Source organism: Pseudomonas sp. NPDC087690 (assembly GCF_044743175.1).
Classification (GTDB): domain Bacteria; phylum Pseudomonadota; class Gammaproteobacteria; order Pseudomonadales; family Pseudomonadaceae; genus Aquipseudomonas.
Genome location: NZ_JBIUVX010000001.1, coordinates 245,228 through 263,834, shown reverse-complemented (window position 1 = coordinate 263,834; position 18,607 = coordinate 245,228). Strand labels below are relative to the sequence as shown.

The window sequence follows — 18,607 nt, the reverse complement described above, 5'->3', positions numbered from 1 at the left end:
TTGAGGGGCCCAAAAGTTTGTTGATGCGTATGGCGCATTACAATGGGTTCGGCACGGTGAGAAACATGTTCGGGTATTTTGCTATCAGCCCGAGTCGATGGATTGACACGCTCGGTCAGCACTCCCCTGTGCTGAAACTCGTCTCTGAACAAGCGCCATCCCTGGCCGACGACTTGCGCAAGGCTTTTTACAGCGTAGCGAAAGACAGTGCGAATTTTATCAAGGCGAACAATGTCTACCTGCTTCGCAAAGCTTGCCCAGATAATTATTTGTATTGCCCCGTATGTATTGAATCTTCAAAGTCGCTTGTATTTCACGATGTCGCTGACATAGGAGTGTGCCCGGTTCACGGCTCGAAGCTTGTCATCCGGTGCCCTAAATGCATGCGTACAGAGAGCTGGCACAGTGCCAAACTGTTCCACTGCGTATGTGGATTCGAGCGGAGAACAGCCGACCAAGCCCAATCCAATTTTGTGCCCTGCTTGCTCGATCCGTTCCAGTCACCGGAAGTAGTAGAAGAGATACGGAACAAGTACACCATTGCCAAGGTCTGCGCGTCTCTCTGGGGTGCTCGGCAGCATGATGATAATCATAACTGCTGTGATTTGCCTTTGAAGGTTATCAATCACATCGATAGGACCGTCGCCGCGCAGGTGAACAAATATCCGGGATTTATTAAGTCATTACATAGGGCTCCCTGGGACAATTATGGCGACTTCACCGTCGCCTGGCTTGCGGATCGTGCATTAAACCGTCTGCGCACCGACAGCAAGCCATGCTTGGACGACTGTTGCCGATTCGCAACAATCGATCGCAATAATGCAAGGACGGCAATATTTGACGACATGAAGCTGGTAATTAAAGCTCATAACTTTGCAGTTCGAGGCTGGATGGAGCAGCAGACCCCTTCTCACTTTACTCGTCCGCCACGATGCGAAATCATACGTAAGATGAATGCCGAAAATTCATCCGGCGCTGAACGCTCCGCTAGCACGGATGGACTTACCAAGGACGAAGCAGCTGCTTTCCTAAAGTGTCCACTGTCCTCAGTTAATGGTTTACTTAGTCAAGGGTGGTTAAAAAACCTTGATCCAACTCGTGCCTTTCAACTACAGCTTCCTGACGTCATAGATCGGTCCTCAACCGAAAAGTTCGCTGATCGATACGTTCTACTACATGAGCTAAGCAAAATATTTAAATTGCCCACTGGTTTAATAACCTGTCTTTTGAGTGCGCATTGTATACAGAAAAACACTTTCCCCGCAGGACCTGAATTTTATGATCGCGCCTCCGCGTCTGAATTTTTCAGTCGACCTTAGATTCAGTATATGACTTCTTGATATAAAACGGCGAAACAAGAACTGCTTTGGCAGGCTGTGAGAATCGCACGTGCAGTTTAATTAACAATACAAAACATCATATTTCAGGTCCGAAAAGAGAGATGTTTCTCCGCCAATATTCATCCTAACTTTTAAGCAAAAGCCACGTTGCAATTATCGTAACTTCACGTGCCGATGGACTTGCCTGACGCCGAAATTGCAGTTTCCGCTCGACATCCGCCAACGCCTGATTCAGCAGTGATCTCATAGAGGCCAGAGTCTTTACCACGAGCAGTGGGTACGGCCGCGGCGAGGAACCGCATTGGTCTTACAACAGCACGGGCGTTTCCTCACCTACAGCTACACCCTGACCAACGCCCGCACGATCATCCCGAAATCTCTGCTCGACTGCGCCAAGTGCCTACAAAACGATAGGTATATGTGTTTGTGGTGACCGAACCGATAAGAGTGTTTAAACCCTGAATCACTCTGATCCGTTCATCCTGCCTTTTTCAAAAAATATCGACCTTGGCTACCAAAACGCTGAGGTTCGACTATAGCTTCACCCATAGCCTGTGCTTTAAACACCCTCGACTCAAGGAAGTGACAACATGCCGATTGTTTTTGTCCACGGGGTCAATAATCGAAAGGAGGACGTGGACTACGAACCGTCCCGTGCTCGAATCGAGCAATCCCTGCGCAGCATCCTGGCACCTGACTTGGGTATTGATACGAAGGTACTGAGCGTTTCCTTCCCTTACTGGGGTGGTGACGGCGTGAAGTTCCGTTGGAATCAGGCATCGCTTCCGTCGAGCAAAACCATCGTCAAGGCGCTGAGCCTCAAACTCACCGGTTTACAGGCTGCTGAATACGAACTGTGGATACAGGAAGTACAGACACAAAACGGCGGAAAGCCCGTGGTACTGGGCGATATCAGCCGGCAAGACAAGGGTTTTGCAAAAGCGGTGGACCTAGTGTGGGATGCGGCTTCAATCGTCGCCCAAACCAAAGAAGAGTATCGGGAAGTACTCAAGCGTTATGAGGCGTCGCGCAAATATGCAGCAAATATCCCGGCTTGGGCAATCCAGCAGCCGCCACTGACCAATCGACAGTTCATCGACAAGCTCAATCAGGAAATTGCCCCACTGCTAAGCGCGCAGGGTGCGTTGGCGGTTCAGACAATGGGGTTCAAAGACTGGTGGGCTTCACTGGGCGAAGCTGTCAATCGGCTGGGCTCGGCACCCAACGACGCGGTCACTGCCCTGGCCCTGGCCCGGGCTCGCGAATCGTTACATACCAAGGCGACTCGGTTTCTGGGCGATATCTTCGTCTACCTCAACTCACATCAAGGAGCCAATGCACCGGGCGCCATTGTCAACGTGGTCATGGACGCTTTGCGGAAAGCCGATGAAGATCGCAAGCCGGGCGATGACAAACTGATCATCATTGGCCACAGCCTAGGCGGCGTCATTCTTTACGACATTCTCACGTACTTTGATACGAACATCAAAGTCGATCTCTTTGCCACGATTGGCTCGCAGATTGCTGTGTTTGAAGAAATGACGCTCTACCGCGCAAGCCAGCAAGGCGTGCCTGCCAACCCTCCTAAGGACCTTTTGAACACGCCAGCAAATGTCGAAAAGTGGGTCAACATCTTCGACACGAACGACATCTTTTCCTTCCGGGCAGAAGGAGTTTTCAATGGCGTGAAGGATTACAAGTTCGATACCGGTTACGGGCTCCTGGAAGCACATGGTGGTTATTTCGCCAGGCCCAGTTTCTATAAACGACTTGCCGTATGCCTGAAGGGCAAATGACATGGAACCTCTATTTCTTTCGCAAGCGGTAAAAGACAAACCCGAGTCGACGGCAACCCACGTTTTACTCGTCGGTTGCGGAGAATATCCGGCCATGGGACAAACGGACTATTCGAGTGTGCAACCGCTGGATTCACCGCATACCTCTGTTCAGGAGATGGTGAATTGGTATCTGGGCGGAGTACACGCCATGCCTGCCGGTATGGAAAAACCACCTCACGAAGCATTTTCTAACCCAGACGCACCGCTGGGATCACTCATGGCTCTGGTCTCTCCTTCAATCAACATTCTAACCCCGGCAGGAGGCAATGTTGCTTGCGAGCGACCCACGCTAGCCAATATCCGCAGGGCTTACAGACAGTGGCATGAACGACTGGGAGCCAACCCCGAGAGTGTCGGCGTGTTTTATTTCTGCGGGCATGGGGTCAGTGATGGTGTTAATCAATTTCTTATCGCTGATGACTTCGGTGAAGACGGTGTCACATGGGCCAACACCTTCCACGTCTCCAATACCCATCAGGCAACGATCCGCGCGACGAGCGCGCGGATCGTTTATGTGATCGATGCTTGCCGGGAATTCAGTGACGATGTCCTGGACCAACTGGACATTCCCCGGGGACTTACCGAGGGCACCAAAAAAGGCAAGATCACTTGCGCCGGTTCAGCAATTCTACGTTCCACTTCCGCCAACCGCTTGGCTTACACGCCCGACGAAGGTGTGACCTATTTCACCCAAGCGCTGCTCCAGGCTCTGCGTGGATACTGCGGGGAAGAGCGCGACAGCACCCCAGGCGTATTCGATGTCAGACCTTCGGAACTACAAATGGCGACGGCCGCATTATTGAATCACCTACTGCTCCTGCAACCCAACCTGCAACAGCATGTCGCCTTTGAAAGCGAGGGAACGCACCTGATCGCGTTGAATGTCCTCGATCGAATTCCAGACGTACTGGTTGAAATGGACATAGATCCAGCGGTGCTGCGCGAGATATCCCAAGCGTACCTTGAGAACGCGGTGACACCTCGTCAACTCAAGACACTCATCGATGGTCCTGCATCGTTCAGAGTGCCGCGAGGTGAATGGCATTATGGCGCTGAATTCAATCAGGACGGTTATCAAGTCACGCCGAAACACCGCTACATGAGCAGGGTGATTTTTCGTGACAATCTCACAGCCAAAAGCGTGTGAAACAACATGAACATATTGACCGTTTTTGTCGCAGGCCAGGAGAGTGATTCACGGCTCCTGACGTTACCTTTCGAAGTGTTTTCAACCCGTGGGGAGCGCTTGGGCAAAGGCACCGCCTCCCCCGCCCAACCGGCCAGGATAGAACTGCGCGATGGGTGCGTTACGGAATCCGGGCGGGTTTACGTACTGGCGAAACTGCCAAACGGCAAGCAGATACAGGAGGTTGCTGAACTGCAGAACGGCCAAGGCCATGTGACTCTTTTGCAAAGTACCAACAGCCCAAGCGATTGGCTGGATTGGCTCAGGCCGTTTCGCTCTCTGGATCACCTCAACGCCACGGTGCAGGTCGAATTCTCGCCCGCAGCACCACTTCGAGGAGTCGGACAGGTCTGGATGTTGGTCTGGACCCTGGACAATGGGCAGTGGATAGATGCCGACCTCCAACCGTCGAAAACGGAAAAACAAGGCAATATCCAGCAATTCTGGTTCGATGTGCCCAACCAGCCACACTTGCTGCAAATTGGCGGCGAAGACGTTGCCTGGCGAATCATTTCATTGCCACCTGCTGGGGAGGTTCGTGTGGCGCTGACCCCCAGTGACAAGGAAATCGGTAATTCGATGGATATCACCATCGGACGCCGCAACGCGGACAACGAACTGATTATGTCCTACCTGGCGCGCGGCGCCATGGAGCAAGTCAGCAGCCTCGCCGACGCATGGCAAACCGCCGATCAGATGTTGCAAGCTAAATATCAGGACCCTGTGGGTGCCGTGGCAGGCGCTTATGTATTGCTTAAATTGCGCCTCTTGGACCAGCGTCGGGACTGGATGGAAAACCTAGTGACCTCATTTCCTCACCTATCGGACGCCGCCATCGTTTCTGCAGCCTTTATGCTCCAGGATGAAGTCTCGGATGAAACGCTGATACGTGCCCGTATCAAACAGGCGCTGGAAAACGGATTGCCTGTATTCACCCTGGGCGCGAAGTTACTGGTGGAGACCATGGCGGCCATTCATCGTGGCGAGGAGGAGTCACCCGAATTCCAGGCTGATTATCTGCAGGCCAAAACCTATGCTCGGGCGATCTGTACGCAGGGTGCCTATTTTGCCTTCTACGGCACCAATCCTAGAACCCCATCGTCGCACCCCACCTACGGTTCGCAAAATTCGCCCAAATCGACACCCCGGGACTGGGTGGATGAACTAAAGGCCCTGCAGGATTCGTTCAAAAAGCTGATCGCCACTCAGGGGGCAGGCATTGCCGCGCAGTTTTCTCTGGACATTATTAACCGCGAAGCGCGTATCGCGCTGAATATACCGGAGATCGGCGCTGCTGAAGTGGACGTGTCGCTGAATCTGGAGTCGGAATCACTGGACGAGGTTCGCGCTAATAACGCAGCGGTCATTATCCCCGGAGAGTATTGACCCCTCGGGGACTCCACCCCAACATCTCGAGTTGTACCAGCTCAGTGTAGATGTTGCTGCAATTTTCTATTGAGCAAGGTCGGTGATTGGAATCGGTCTTCTGTTGATATCCAGTCGTTCGGTAATCAGGTGGGCTGGCCTTAGGCTGGCATGACGAAAATCCCGAGCTCCCTTTGAATCATGCTCTGCTCGCGCGGCGTTGCCCATACTGATTTCTCACCGAATAGATCAAGAAAAGAAGCATAGCTAGCGCTGGATTGCCACGACCGCGCTGTCCAGCTCCCAAAGCCGTTGAAATCTGGAACCAGCCGGATTAACGACATCCCATTTCCAAGCACTATAACGCCCAGCTGACATCTGAGATAAAGGGCTGATAACGACCGTCCGATTTTGGCCGATTGCAGCCTATCAAGACGGCTCCCTAAAGCCGCCGGAGTCGCGTAATAGCGTCTGTAATCGCATTTGCATTTGTATCCAATGTCTCAATGGCCATGAATGCACTCTCTGCAACACTCTGTACGCCATTCTGTGAAAGCCATTTTGTGACCTCCTCTATCGCTGCCCCCAGCGCATGCTGGTTGTGCAGCAGGAGTGTCAGAGCATCTGCCGTGGCAATGTTTGAGTCTGATTTATATGACATGGTATTCGTCCTTTGAGTCGGGTTCGGAAAAGCCTAGTTCATCACATCGCCGGCGAAAGCAAATCACTCATTCAGTAAGCTCTATTTGTGCACCAAAATTGAACCCCAGTCCATCTCAGGCCAATATGGCCTTTTTCAGACGCCAAAATAACCGATTTTCTCTAGGAAAATCATAGGTTTGTGTTTTCCTGAATGTGGGGGTGAAGGAGAAACTCTTGCTCCAAAACTCCTGTGATTATCAATGTTCACCCAATATCTTGCCTATGGCCGCTTTCGGCCAAAAGCAGACGTCGAAGAATGCTGCTTCGCTCAAGGATTGAAGTAGGATCGTAAGACGCTCACTTCGCAATCTACATCTGTGTCACCTTCTGGATTGTTTTTCCTCGCCGTCGCGCTAATCTGAGTTCATCCAGAGCCCAGCAGATAAGGGATTTCATCCATAGGAGCAACGATGTCAAAACCTCGTGTCTTCATCGGCTCATCCGTTGAGGGACTCAGTGTCGCTTATCCGGTACAGCAGAACTTATTGCACGAAGCGGAAGTCACCATCTGGGACCAAGGCGTTTTTGAGTTATCTCAGACTACGATGGAGAGTCTGACTAAAATCCTCTCGGAAAGTGACTTCGCTATATTCGTTTTTTCACCGGATGATTTAGTTCGGATTAGAAATGTAACTGCACCTGCAGTTAGGGACAATGTACTTTTTGAGTTTGGTCTATTCATCGGCAAACTAGGACGAGAGCGAGTATTTTTCATTCTGCCATCGGATGGTGACCTACATATCCCTACTGATCTTTTAGGAGTTACGCCTGGTAGATATGAGTCAACACGCGAAGATGGCAGCATGCAGGCGGCAACCGGCTCTGTGTGCTACCAAATCCGACTTCAGATGAAGAAGCTCGGCATTGCTCCTGGCCGAATTATCGTAGAGGAAAGCACAGAAGGCGGCATAGTAGAGGATCCGGAAAGACGCGATTGGTTATTCGACTTTGTAGAAGAAAAGTATGATCAAGCCAAGGCTACGCTCCAGAGCGAAGTAGAGAGCATGTCGGGTGAAGCGGCGCTCACCAGAAAAGCTTGGATTCTTTATTGCGAGTTCAAGCTAAGGAATGATGACAACATCGATGCGTTAATAAACTACGCCAACGAGAACTTTGAGTTCTCAGGTGTTCAATCCATTGTCGCAACATTCCTTCGCTGGGAAGGCAATGCCAGCAAAGCAATCGAACTCTTGACTGCCGTCCAGGAACAAAGGCCGAAGGATTCTGAAATTGCGATGGCACTTGCGCTGTGTCATTCGGATGAAACTGGCAGTGCTAGTGCAATCGCTGAACTGCAGCGTGTTGGACCGGATGATTTTCCAGAAGTAGCCATCCGTTTGGCTGAGACCCTTGAGCGAGAGGAAAACACGAACGAAGCTTTATCAGTTGTTCTGCGTTGCTACGCGAAGCATCCAAGCCACAAGGGGCTTCGATTCAAGTACGCCCGCTTGGCTCAGGAGCTTGGCCAAGATCATATTGCGGCCCACCTACTCGATCGCCTGACATATGAGGACCCCAGCTCAATTGAATATTGGGGATATCTTGGAAACTCCTGTCTTCAACTCGACTTATACGATGAAGCGCTATATTCCTATCGTAGAGCAGAAAAGCTAATGAATGCAGAGAGTTCTTCGCAGTGGATAACCGCTAACATTGGTAACTTACTGATTAATAAAGACATGCCCACTGAGGCGTGTGAATACTTAGAGCGTGCAGTCAAGTTTGAGCCTCACTCTGAGTACAGCCATGAAAGATTAGCTTCTGCTTTAAGAAAGAAGGCTTCCGAGGCTAAAGAGTTTAAGAAGAAATGCACCGAAGGACAACGCCAGGTGCGTGAAGCGATAAAGAAGGTTCTCAATCCTTCGACTACTGAATCCGATGCCCCACGCGGCCTACTGAGCAACTCGCTTCTGACTAGCTCCCCTCCCTCGAAATGACTGCTCTGGGTCGATTGCTGTCTTCCTGAATGACCGCAATTGGCCGATTGCAGCTGCTCGCGAATGGCAGTAATCGGCTATAAGCTGCCGGTCGCAAGCGTCAGTCAAAAGCAACTGGCTTTCTATTCAATTAGATGCAAACAACAATCAAGTTAAGGGCTAAGGTAACTCATCTAGCATCAATGCGTTGGGGGCTGAGGCAGCAGCTTTCAATTCTTCAAACCTTAAGCTGTCGATATCCTGCATTCGTCCGATAGCCTCGTAATCCCAAAGCGGCCTAGCTGACGTCTCTGAGATTTTTGTGTTATCACGAAAATAGACAACACCGCGCTGACCAAGCCGGTCTAAGTACTCAACCCTACTCACGGTGACTATCCTTACAAAATAGTAATCCAAGGGATTTAACTGCAAATTATTATGATCAACAACCTCACTGTAGAAAGAGGCGAATTTCTGCATATTATTATGACCAAGCTTAGAGGAAAGCTCTCCAACAACATTGGAAGTGCTGAATTGAGTAAAATAGTACCCATTGACTGGCAATAAAATATACGGTCGCTGCAGGGCGGCGCTTTCAACAACAATGAATGTCTTAGTCCTCCAGTCAAGATTGGAAAGTGGCGCGCCATTATTTGATATAAATAGTTCCTCTTCAGCGTACTTTTGAGTTTCTTTATCAATGCGAGCACGTGAGCCTATTGAAAGGTGCGGGAGCGCCGAAACCTCAGTTGCGGCTAACATCTTGTCATTTATGCTCAAGGCAGAGTACGACACTACCAACGAAGCACCACCGATGAGAAAAGATGAAAATATTTCAAAGAAAATCTTATTTTTTTCCAGACATCTACGAAATTTTATAATTTTTTTTGAAATCACTAGGCTATCCATCCATGAGCTATTCAGGTTAAATTCCATACCAAAGCGATGATCATTCGGGAGTTTTAGATGCTCGAAATGGTGTTCCGAAATTTTAGAGTCTCGGATCAAACTATTATCGACGATGCTTTCCACATTCGCATGGCCGAATTGCGTTGAGCCGCCTGTAACGGCTCATTCGTTATTACCTCTTAAACAAACCAATGAACCCCCTCGTCTCGGCAAATCGTTTGTACAGATCTGGTGCGCGTTCTGAAAGTTGTTTGACTGCGCCGCCCATAGCGTCCCTAAGCGGCTTAGAGTATTTGAAATTAGCAATCTGCTCCGCCCTGCTATTAAAGAACGCAACCAGATCATTCGCGATTGCAGGATGATCGTAAGCGAACTGTAAAAAGAGCACAATACGGCCGATGTCACCCGAGTTTGAAGGCTGAAGATCTGGGATTAACTTTCCGTATCGAGCTAAAATTTTCGCTAGATTTTTGGGTTCAACTGATTCGTCGAATAGCAACGGGCGCAATCTAATACCAATTGTGCTTTTCTGTTGCGCATCTAGCGTTTCCATTAGAACATCAATAATGGCAAGTTGAGGATTATTAAGTACTACACCTGTCGTGGCTGAGCCAACGTCGTTGAATAGCTTAATGATCGCCCCAGTAATATTAGCTGAATTATCCATCGGAATTTTTTGTGCGGCAATATACCTGAGTATGCTGACATGCTGAGGCGAGGCTTGTTGGAGAACTGCGGACCACTCCTCCTCTGTTCGCTCTACTGAGTTCATATGCGTGAGTGCCGTATTTTTAAAGACAGGAAAAATAACAGCATTAGGTTGAAAAACCATATCCACAAATTTTAGGTCCGCTTCAACCACTTTTTTACCAGCCGGCTCAAGTCGTACGTCCCAACCATTTAGCCAATGAAGCAAATCTTCGGCAGCGAACTCGCTATCTACCACGCTATCCATCAAAGCACTGAAGTTACGGATTACCCAGCCATGCTCCAAATGACTGATTTTATCGTTCTTTATCATGTCTGCGAGATAAGGGACAATCTCAGCTCCGCCCTCTTCCGTGTCGAAAATTGCTAATAGCAGTTTCGAGGTGAGGGTGGCATAACCCAGCGCTTGGAAGAGTTCGGATTTAAGAGTCTCCTCCAAATCCTCAATCTGGGCAAAACTAGCTGCCGCTCCGTGTCGGATGAGCACTATTGCAGCTACCGCTCGGACAAATGGGGTATCAGCGACTGCCAGTAGGCTCTGAACCGCAGCAACAGTCGCAGCGTCGATCTTCTCCGCTAAGGCCAATCCTAATACCGCACTGACATTTTCACTGTCGTTACCGCAGGCTGTGATCAAAATAGCGACTTCTGCCGTACTGAGACCTCCAAAGATCCCGGTACCAAGCTTCCTTCGCCCGTATGCCCAGACAAGCGCAGAGGGCACCGTTGAAAGAGGTAGAGGTGTTACATCAAATGTTTGTGCTTCACAAGAAGCCATCTGGCGATTGGCGCTATGGAGTCCGGCTTTTGTCAAAGAGAAATTGATAGGCCTAATTACCTGAAATTCGCTCATAACCGGAAGTAGATGCATGAAGCATTCAGCATTGTCGAGCGCGTGCGGTTCGCAAGCCAAGTCTAAGGCATTGAGATACATATCCAATTCGCTTAGAGATTCGCGCAACTCATTTATTTTTTCGGCGTCAAAGGGAGAGTCCAATCCTTCAAAAACAAACTTCTCAAGCTTGTTGCCAAATGGTTTCAATAGCGAACTATCCAGCCCCAGCCTAATACAGTATTTCGCAGCATCATAAAACGCTGGAGTGGAAGGATGCTCGTCGTTCGCTATTGGTAGCTTGGCTACATTTAGCGCACTGAGCACATTTGCAATCCATTCTCCACCGCTTTTCGCATGAGCTATATGTATTGTAGGTAGAAACGCAGTGAGTGGCTGACGTTTTGCAACCAGCCGCCTAAAGGCATCGCCGAACCCAAAAAGAGGGGTTAACGCAATAAATTTTTCACTGTCGTTTGCTGCTATAGCTTCTGCTAGAGGACCATCAAGCAGTTCAGCAATTGCAATGTCGCTCGACGTGAGAAAATGGATCTGCAAAAACTCGATCTGCCAACCATCCTCTGTGCCCTCTCCTACAATCGAGGCGAGAAGACGTTTCGTATCTGCAACGCTCGCTGCTGCTGATTTTCCAATCTGCTGTTCATATTCTAGCGAGAATCCGTTTACCCGAAAAATTTCATCGAGCGGGTAATCGTTGTATTTACATAGCAATAGATACGCTGCGATGCTAAGCAAGCTAGTCTGATCACCAACGACCAAGGAAGTCGTCGCGATATCGTTGATGAACTTCTTCTGCAGCCGTGGTGTTACCAAACTATTCAGCATCGGCGTATGGCGTTGAAGCAAAGAAGCACAGTGCTCCACGACATCCAAATACTCTCCCTGAAAACTATACATCCAGAGATGGCGAAAACCTCCTTTCCAGCCTGATGCTATCACCGGAGGGGCGCGGAAGACGATTGGAAACTTTTTGGCAATGAAGTCTTTTGCATCGTATTGGCGATCCCCATCAGCTTTAAGGTACGTCGCCACCTTAGTGGAGCAAAATGGGACGATGACAGTGAGATTAGCGGCAGATGCTACAGAAGTGAAAATCTCCAGATCACTCCATACCGCTCTCAGACTGTCTTTGGGTAGACGATCAAGGTTGTCTAATATTACGACGTACTGATATTCAGAAACTACCAGTAATTGGTCGTTTAACGTCCGTTTTAGGTCAAGTGGGGTGACCTCCTTAGCAACCTCAATTTTTTCATTTATGTAATCATCGCTCGAACCTTTGAATAGGCTGAGCAAGCTCCACCTTTGATCACCTTCTTTCATCTTACGGTGAGCAAACTGGGCTCCCAAAAGAACAAGTCCAGGGCTCAAAAATGAAATTGAATGCACCCACAAAAGTAAAGCTTCAGCACTTTCTGCACCACGGCTTAATGCAAAAATTTCCCTGAAAGAGTTTGCAGAGAAAAATAAACTGGTCAGGAGTGCTAACGCCCAAGCGCTGACACGACTAGTCGTTTTCTTGCGATAGGTGAAAAGCCTGCCCAGAGCTTTGTCCCTTGCAGTTCTTAAATCGCGGGCAGATGCCTCACTTCTTACGTCCTTCAGTAAAACATCAGTGAATAGCTCGATAAAATTACTTTTTATGGAGCCTTGGTAATTTTGCTCGCAGTCAAAAAACCAAACGCGACATTTCGGATCGGAGTCTTTAAGTTTCCCGCCAAGCATATTCAGGATTGTGCTCTTGCCCGAACCAAACTCTCCGTCTAACCCTATCACTTTGGATGATCCGGTACTGGAGATATAGCGGTGCATGGCTCCTGCAACTTTCTCATGGCTGCCACCAGGGAAAACGTCTTGAGTAGCTGGTTGCTCAGTATGGAAATTTATCACTGGCAAGAATTCCGTTTCGACTAGGTGAAGGTCCGAACTGCTCGAAAGGGCTTTGGCCAACCTATCGGCTAGCACGAAGTGGGACTCTCGGATTCGCCCCCCAAGACATGCAAAGGGGATCGTAGCTGGGACTTATAGTGGCCCCTTTATGCCAGCATCAGCGGGTAGATTCAAATTTCGTGTAGAGTCGGTTAGCCCAGAGTTTAAGCAACCATTTGCGAAAGCCCGCTTTTGTCTGGTATTGGTCGCTTGCAAACGTCCGCTAATGGCCGAAAGCAGTCGTCCACGGAGCCCAGAACGGAAAAGTGCTTTAGCATTTTTTAATGCCCGGAGAAGGCTTAATTGGGGCGACTCTTCATCGACAGTTCGAGCATCCTTAAGGCCGCCTCACCGCCAGCAGCGCCATTCACAAGATATTCAACAAGCAGCGGGCGTCTGATTGCAGTGCAACCGAGCACGGACACTCGCTCGCGTGAGCTCAGTTTGGTATGTTATTTCCTTCATCAAGAGCTCAGTACACAGTGCTTAGCGACGGTGGCTCCAAAATGAATATTGTGACAAATGGATATTTCCATCACCAACCCGCGTTCTTTTCGGCCTATGGGAGTCGGGGCGGAATGTAATGGCACTACGGCTCACTGCCGGGCCTATCCATTCGGTTGGCGGCGAACCTCGATGTCGACGATGTGGCGAGGCGTTCTTCCAAGTCGGGGATCACCATTGGCGACGGCGACGATGCCCTCCAGTTCGTCGCCTGCCCACAGACCGACCAGTTCGTGCAGGAAGAAATCCGCATAGGAGCAGCTAGCGTCTCGCACCTGCATCGCCACGATCGAGGCTTTGCTCGTGTGCAGTTGGGTCAAGTTTCTGACCAGCCGGGCCGGGGCAACCCAGAGCGTTGGGCGCAGCGAAGCCGGTGTCGCAAAGAGGTAATAGGCGTGCTCTGACTGAGTGAGCATGTCCTCGCATTGCCGCAGGTCGATGCCTATCGTCGAACTGAAAGCCTTCCCCGACCCAGTGCCGCTGCGCTTTTTCACTTGCACAAGAGTGGCCCGCTGGATCACCGTTTTGTCCTCGTCGACAATACGGGTCAGGAACAGCACGTCCGCCGCCAGAGGGACACCGGCAGCCGTGCTAGCCCCTTCTTCCCGCTTGCTGGGCTGACGCACCGTCACCGACAGGGTCGGGTACGTCGCCCGCGTCGTGGACGAGAGCTGGCGCAACTGGCGGCTGGCGTTGCTAGCGGCCTCCTGGGTCAGGGTCAGGAGGCGCGCAGTATGAGCTTCCTCGTCCTCTCCCCAACTCGCCGAATACTCGCGGCAAAACTTTTCCTCGATCTGGCTGAGCGCCCTATGGATGACGCGCTCCACGGACGGGTCGCCTAACCAGGTTCGGGCGCCGACACTGGGCAGCGCAGTGGCGTCCTCGCTTTGATCCACTGGACCGTCCAGATCCAGTGCCCGCTGCTTGGACCGTATCAGCCCCTTCGCCCTCAATTGCAACTGCCTCGGATCGGCGCTGGCGAGCCAGTCCGCAAAAGCCAGGTGTTCCTCGTCATCCATCAATCGCAGAAGCACCGGCTCGATTTCTCCGAACGCCGTCTGCTCGAGCCAAAGGCAGGCAAAATGGAGCAAACCTTTAGCCAGCTCCGGCTCCCCCGTCACTTGGTCGAAAAGATCCTGTCGCCAGGCCTCGCGAGCGGCAGGTCCCAGTTGGCTCCACAACGCCTCGCGGTCCCACCCCCCGGATGGCAACTCTTTGAGGCTTGCGGCAACGCTTTGCTGTCCGGCGCGCGGCGGGTCTCCGACCTCGTGCCAAACTGCGGCAAGCGCAAGGTCCGAAGGCATGGCGTCCGTCATTAACCTAGCCAGCGTCGAGTAGGCTTGGCCGACGCATTCCCTGACGTCGTTTTTCTTTTTTGTATGGGGATGGAAATGCCAGCGCAGGAACAGACTGCGCACGTCGTCCGCCACGATCGTGTGGCAATGCTGGACCAGTCGAGGAAACGCTCTTGGATCGACTCGATTAAGAACCAGCTCGCAGGCCCATCGTGACGCCTGCACCTTCGGTGAATGCGCATACAGCAAGAAGACGACATCAGGCACATTGGAGCCTGAATCGACACTGGCCTCCAGACAGGCGCGTATATACTGCCAATGCTGTTCGACCAGTTGCTCGAAAGCCCAGCCATTTTCACCCTGACCGGGGGCGACCAGTTGAAGGCCACCGAAGCAATCATCCGCCGATACACTGGCCACCAGGGCCGCGATGATCTCCCGATCGTCCAAAAACCGAGACCGATCAGAGGATTGAGCATCAAGCAGCCAACGCACCCATATCTCACGGGGCGCGATCGCCGCCGTGATAATTTCGCGCAAGGCCCGAGATTCGACTTCAAGCGCGTCCATCCTGAAGGCCGCTCCTGCCCCCCCGTAGGCATCCTTGTCCAAGATGGACGATGAACCTTGGATCCCGGTGGAGCCGTGCCCGAGGATGGCAAGGGTCAGTGTTATGGCACCCTGCCGTGCAGCGTGATCGAACTTGACCGTAAAGTTCTCGCGTTCGGTGGTCGACGTTACCAGCCAATCCCACTCAACGCGGGTGTTCTCGGCAGACAAGTGAGCATAATCCAGCCGAAGTATGCCCTCGCGCACATCAAAGTAACGTGCCAGGTACTCGACCAGCGGCGGAGCCCAACCGGCCAGCGGGATGCTGGCAACGGCCAATTCATTGTCGAAGCTGATCTTCACGCCCAAGGCGCTCTCCCTGTTCCCGCGGTGGCGTCTGCCGGTTGAGATGCTCAGGTTCGCCCCTGATCGCCCAAGTCCGGCGGTTTAATGAGTCTGAAATCAGTCGGGTATGCTCCGTGTGAGCCCAAACTGTCAGCTTGGCCCTCTCATTTCAGGCCCGTCATCCTTCTCCATGGCGCGTTGATAGTTGGTACCAAGATCGGCGTAATGCTGATGTACTCGCTGCTGAAGATCCAGGCTGTAGTCCCCGCCCCCCGCTGCTACCACGATCAGTCGACTGGGGAGAAGCTGGCGATGGCCACCGCTCAGAACATCCAGAGCGTCTTCATCGTCTTTGAGCAGGCGCCCTACACCACTGGTATCGCTGCACAAACCAAAAGCAATGAAAGCGGGCCAGTCCCAACCGCGTTCGCGGGTCGGAACCTTGATGGACCCAGCTTTGAAATCAGTGGCCGGCGAGACCAATGTGCTCACACGGTTCAGCGTCGGCCAGGGGACACTCGCTTGGCGCAATCCACGGTGGTAAAACACATAAAAGTCTCGCTGAGGGTCATTCAGTTTTTGTAACTGGGTGAGCTTTAGCGGGCCGCTGGGTGGGCTGCCAATGTCCGCTATACCGTTTTTGCTGACCTTGCCCTGTACCAAGGCGACCTTACGCACTACCAGCCCGCCGACATTAATTTCCACGATAATGCCGAAATCCGCCCCCAGGCGGGCTTCGGCCGCAGTTCCACCCAACGCCAGCGTTCCCATGAAAGACGTCACCTGCGGAAAACCCATGGCGTCGATCTTCGGACCCGCCCATCGCTCAACTTCCGAGCGGAAGCTGTGCAGAAAGGCGCCTGTAGAATGCTCCTCGTGCGCCTCGGCCAGTGACATGTCCTTGGCAAACCGTTGAGCGGTTTGAAAACAGGCCCAGTACACCGCCCATTGCAGCCAGTGCACGACCTGTTCAGGGCGGGTTAATTGGTCCGCTAGGTGGTACCAGCGATCCACCGGTTCCTGGTCTTGCAGCACGGCTTTTCGAACAGACGAGGTGCAACCTGCCAGTACCAGCGCTGTGGCATCGCTCACGATGGCGCCGAAAGAGGCCAATGCCGTGAACCCTACCGCGCCTTCGCTGCGCGCTTGCTTCAGAAAGCTTTGGGCTTCTCCCCCCCATTCTGCGAGTGTCTGCGGGGCAGGCATCACCTGAAAAATCAGCTTTTTGCCTTCCTCGAACGCCGTAAAGACGTCGTGTTGCACCAGTTGATGATGCATTTGCTCAAGCACCGCCGCGGTGTTAGCGCTAACCCAGCCATGGCGCCACAGCGTCTGTTTCAACAGGCTCAACTGTGCTTGTAGATTTCTGCTCGACGTCAGCCACTGTGTACCATGATCAATCGTCTGACCGAGTTGCTTGCGCTGCCGCGCCACTTCGGCAACGTGGTCATTGTGCATAGCGACCTGTCGCGCGCGAAGCGCCGTTTCGCTGACACTCGCGGCGATGCCTTGCTGCTCGGCCAGAAACTGCGCAGCCGCAGCAACCACCCTCTTAGCCTGAAACTTCGCGATGGGCTTGCCCCAACGGCTTTCAGCCTCGATGGCCAGAAGGTGTTGTTCGGCCCGCTGCATCGCTTGCGTGGCTGGCCGCAGGTAATTGTCGAGTGCGGTGACCTCAGTCGTGGATTGCACCAGCGGCAATCGATCACGTCTGTCCTGTGCTTGTCGCACGGCTAATGCCATCTCTTCAGTGGCATCCTTGAGGGTCGATTCAACGAGTTTGAAATTGTCTTTGGCGATGGACGAAGCGGCGCGCATGAATCAAACACATCCTTTTGAAGGTGACAACGGCACCGCCACTCTAGCGCACAGCCGCACCGCTCACTAGCAAAAAGCCAGCACTGCTCTGCCGATTTATACACGCTTGGATGATCCTGAAGCGCGGTAGCGCATCAGCTATCCGACCTATTGCCAGCGCTACGCCTCGATTCTGAAGACTCGTTTGGAGCTAACTCTCAAAACTAATGCAAAAGCTTCTCATATCTAGTGAACCCAAATAACCTATAACCCCCGTTCTAACGTTGGTGAATTCTCAATTCAGAAGATCACCGACGTCCACTTACACTAACCCGGTCGATTTTGCACAAACCCGGTGTCTCGGTAACCTGTTCCCAAAGCCGTCGTTGTCGGCCTACTGCCGTTTTCAGATGTTTTCATCCCTGTGCTGCAGTACTTGCATCAGTCGCTCAACAACGCGGGCCTCGACAGCGCCTTCATTTACGCCTGCCTCAAAAACTGCACAACAAGCTGATGCGTCGGCGTCGCCGATACGGTAGACCGCGATGACACTGCCTGGTCCGCAACCAGTGTGCCCGCAGAGGGAATGCCCGCTGCCAATCGCCCCCTGCATCACACCAAGGCCATAGCCCGGAGTGATCCATGGGCGTCCGGGGATCGGGCCGCCCAATGTTCGCGGTGCCTGCATTTGCTGGAGCAAGTCTGTGGTTAGCAAGTCGGCGCTGAGGAGGCGATCGAGAAATAGCGCTGCTTGCGAAACCGGGCCGACCAACAGGCCGTGATAAACCCACGCAGGGTCATAATTCAAGGTGCATTCGGGATGGGTCGCTTGTAAGTCAGCTCGCGTTTTAGCAAAGCGAACGTTCGACAGGCCCAGAGGTGAAATCGCCCGTTGAAGTACCGCCTCATCAAGCGTCAGTTCAGTTAGCCGTTCAATCAGTCTGCCAACGAGCAAGTAGCCAACATTTGAGTAACGCCAACTGGATCCGGGACTGTATCGAAGTGAAGTGCCGTCAAGGCGCTGCATCATTTCGTCCGCCGACCAGGCAGATTCACCGTTGGTAACGGCTGCGTGATACTCCGCAAGTTCGCCGTAATCGGCCAGTCCTGCTTCATGCCGCAAGAGCTGACGTAAGGTGAAAGGGTCATCAGGAATCTGGTCGTCCAGTCCGATCAGCCCGTCTCGGACCAACGACAGGGCTGTCGCAGCCAGGACTGTTTTCGTGAAACTCCACCAAGGGACCCTCAGTTCTAATTGATCAGGCGTTTGTGCCTGGCCATTTGATATGAGTGAACTGAGCATTGGCGTCCCTGGAATGTTGATCGAATCGGCAGTTCGACAAGATAGCTCATTCCCTGCCTGTTTCTACC

11 protein-coding genes are annotated in these 18,607 nt (G+C 52.0%); 5 read left to right on the top strand and 6 right to left on the bottom strand.

Annotated features, from left to right (window positions below; all coding sequences use genetic code 11):
- The first annotated feature begins 23 nt into the window (after nt 1-23).
- The 4 genes from ACIPIZ_RS01085 to ACIPIZ_RS01070 all read left to right on the top strand — a co-directional run bounded on the left by ACIPIZ_RS01085 (nt 24) and on the right by ACIPIZ_RS01070 (nt 5,750).
- Nucleotides 24-1,319 (top strand): hypothetical protein, encoded by a 1,296-nt coding sequence (locus ACIPIZ_RS01085; protein WP_339464170.1) that lies wholly within the window; start codon nt 24-26, stop codon nt 1,317-1,319.
- A gap of 611 nt (nt 1,320-1,930) precedes the next feature.
- Nucleotides 1,931-3,136: a hypothetical protein gene (locus ACIPIZ_RS01080; protein ID WP_025109719.1), complete on the top strand. Its 1,206-nt coding sequence runs from the start codon at nt 1,931-1,933 to the stop codon at nt 3,134-3,136.
- Nucleotide 3,137: 1 nt separating this feature from the next.
- Entirely contained in the window at nt 3,138-4,325 is a 1,188-nt protein-coding gene (locus ACIPIZ_RS01075) for a caspase family protein (protein ID WP_339464171.1), read from the top strand.
- A 6-nt stretch (nt 4,326-4,331) separates the two neighbouring features.
- Nucleotides 4,332-5,750, top strand: coding sequence for a hypothetical protein (locus ACIPIZ_RS01070; RefSeq protein WP_401163410.1), 1,419 nt, complete (start codon nt 4,332-4,334; stop codon nt 5,748-5,750).
- Between the two features lie 421 nt (nt 5,751-6,171).
- Here the strand turns inward: ACIPIZ_RS01070 and ACIPIZ_RS01065 are convergent, their stop codons facing one another.
- Nucleotides 6,172-6,390: a hypothetical protein gene (locus ACIPIZ_RS01065; RefSeq protein ID WP_025109715.1), complete on the bottom strand. Its 219-nt coding sequence runs from the start codon at nt 6,388-6,390 to the stop codon at nt 6,172-6,174.
- 451 nt (nt 6,391-6,841) lie between these two features.
- Here ACIPIZ_RS01065 and ACIPIZ_RS01060 point away from each other — a divergent pair, with 451 nt between their 5' ends.
- Nucleotides 6,842-8,368 carry a TIR domain-containing protein gene (locus tag ACIPIZ_RS01060; RefSeq protein WP_401163407.1) on the top strand — a complete coding sequence of 509 codons (1,527 nt, stop codon included), beginning with the start codon at nt 6,842-6,844 and terminating at the stop codon, nt 8,366-8,368.
- Between the two features lie 159 nt (nt 8,369-8,527).
- On the opposite strand, the gene ACIPIZ_RS01055 is transcribed toward ACIPIZ_RS01060, so the two are convergent.
- From ACIPIZ_RS01055 to ACIPIZ_RS01035, 5 genes are all read right to left on the bottom strand, one after another.
- The gene (locus ACIPIZ_RS01055; RefSeq protein ID WP_401163404.1) at nt 8,528-9,283 is read right to left on the bottom strand and encodes a hypothetical protein; all 756 of its coding nucleotides are present in this window, start codon (nt 9,281-9,283) and stop codon (nt 8,528-8,530) included.
- Between the two features lie 145 nt (nt 9,284-9,428).
- Complete coding sequence (locus ACIPIZ_RS01050) at nt 9,429-12,707, bottom strand: P-loop NTPase fold protein (protein ID WP_401163402.1); 3,279 nt, start codon at nt 12,705-12,707, stop codon at nt 9,429-9,431.
- A 647-nt stretch (nt 12,708-13,354) separates the two neighbouring features.
- Nucleotides 13,355-15,463: a hypothetical protein gene (locus ACIPIZ_RS01045; protein WP_401163400.1), complete on the bottom strand. Its 2,109-nt coding sequence runs from the start codon at nt 15,461-15,463 to the stop codon at nt 13,355-13,357.
- Nucleotides 15,464-15,589: 126 nt separating this feature from the next.
- Complete coding sequence (locus ACIPIZ_RS01040; protein ID WP_401163398.1) at nt 15,590-17,257, bottom strand: hypothetical protein; 1,668 nt, start codon at nt 17,255-17,257, stop codon at nt 15,590-15,592.
- A gap of 385 nt (nt 17,258-17,642) precedes the next feature.
- The gene (locus ACIPIZ_RS01035; protein ID WP_401163397.1) at nt 17,643-18,539 is read right to left on the bottom strand and encodes a serine hydrolase domain-containing protein; all 897 of its coding nucleotides are present in this window, start codon (nt 18,537-18,539) and stop codon (nt 17,643-17,645) included.
- Between the last annotated feature and the right edge of the window lie 68 nt (nt 18,540-18,607).